The 266-nt window shown below is 48.1% G+C and carries 1 protein-coding gene; it reads left to right on the top strand.

Features of this window, described 5'->3' with window-relative positions:
* The coding region (locus R0J87_RS21145) for a hypothetical protein (RefSeq protein WP_498888735.1) at nt 1–266 on the top strand (266 nt) is incomplete at both ends.

The raw sequence follows: 266 nt of genomic DNA on the forward strand, positions 1-266 counted from the left end.
GGAAGTCCGGAAAAAGTCAATCGCGAAGTTGCCGAGATTTGTGAAGAAACAGGGGTCGTTGTCAAAGCCATTATTGAAGCTGGGCTTTTAAGCGAAGAAGAAAAACGTTTAGCGGTGGAAGTGTGCTTAGATGCAGGGGTTGATTTTATTAAAACCAATACTGGCTGGTTTGGTGGTGCGACTGTCGCGGATGTGGAACTGATTCGAGACCTGAGCCGTGGTCAAGTGGGGATCAAAGCCTCAGGTGGAATTCGGACACTCGAAAG

The organism is Halomonas sp. SIMBA_159, assembly GCF_046536035.1.
GTDB classification, from domain to species: domain Bacteria; phylum Pseudomonadota; class Gammaproteobacteria; order Pseudomonadales; family Halomonadaceae; genus Vreelandella; species Vreelandella venusta_A.